Origin of the sequence: Pseudocitrobacter sp. 73 (assembly GCF_008369545.1) — a bacterium.
Taxonomy (GTDB): Bacteria; Pseudomonadota; Gammaproteobacteria; order Enterobacterales; family Enterobacteriaceae; genus Pseudocitrobacter; species Pseudocitrobacter vendiensis.
Genome location: NZ_VTZO01000106.1, coordinates 1 through 550, shown reverse-complemented (window position 1 = coordinate 550; position 550 = coordinate 1). Strand labels below are relative to the sequence as shown.

At 55.3% G+C, this 550-nt stretch carries 1 protein-coding gene and 1 pseudogene; one reads left to right on the top strand and one right to left on the bottom strand.

Annotation, left to right across the window (positions count from 1 at the left end; genetic code table 11):
* Positions 1-97: pseudogene (locus tag F0Q32_RS26925) on the bottom strand (GIY-YIG nuclease family protein); the annotation flags it as partial.
* Between the two features lie 6 nt (positions 98-103).
* Here F0Q32_RS26925 and F0Q32_RS25975 point away from each other — a divergent pair.
* Positions 104-493: a hypothetical protein gene (locus F0Q32_RS25975; protein ID WP_149465183.1), complete on the top strand. Its 390-nt coding sequence runs from the start codon at positions 104-106 to the stop codon at positions 491-493.
* Positions 494-550 lie beyond the last annotated feature (57 nt).

Sequence of the window (550 nt, the reverse complement as noted above, 5' to 3'; positions counted from 1 at the left end):
GGCGCTCTTTCTGGCGCTTCGTTAGCTGTTTAATGCGGTAGGACAGACGCAAAGACAGTGAGGGAGACAAAAAGGAGAAAGAAAAGGCCAACGGAAGGGAAAAATGGAGGAGGAGAGAGGGGGAGAAGGGGAAGAGGGGAGGAGGAGGAAAGGGGAGAGAAGAGGGGGGGAGAAGGAGGAGGGAAGAAAGGAGAGGGAGGGAGAAGAGAAAGGAGGAAAGAAGGGAGAAGGGAGGGGGAGGAAGGAAGGGGGAGAGGGGGGGGAGAGAGGGAGAGAGGAGGGGAGGAAAGAGGGAAAGAGGGGGAAAAGGAGGGAAGAAGAGGAGGAAGAGGGGGGGGGGAGGAGGGAGGAGAGGAAGAAAGGGAGGGAGGAGGGGAAAAGGAGAAAAAGAAAGGAGTATTTATCGCGGGACTGGAGACAAATGCTGGAGCGTAAAGAGGAAGGAAGAGGGAAGAAAGGGGAGGGGAGAAGTAAAAAAGAAGGGAGGGTATAAACAAAAAGGTCGCCATCAGGCGACCTTCGGCGTTTGGTTCTCGTTCCCACCGCATGT

Excerpts from the sequence above, each read along its gene's own strand:
- F0Q32_RS25975 (WP_149465183.1), top strand. The coding sequence starts at position 104 with ATGGAGGAGGAGAGAGGGGGAGAAGGGGAAGAGGGGAGGAGGAGGAAA.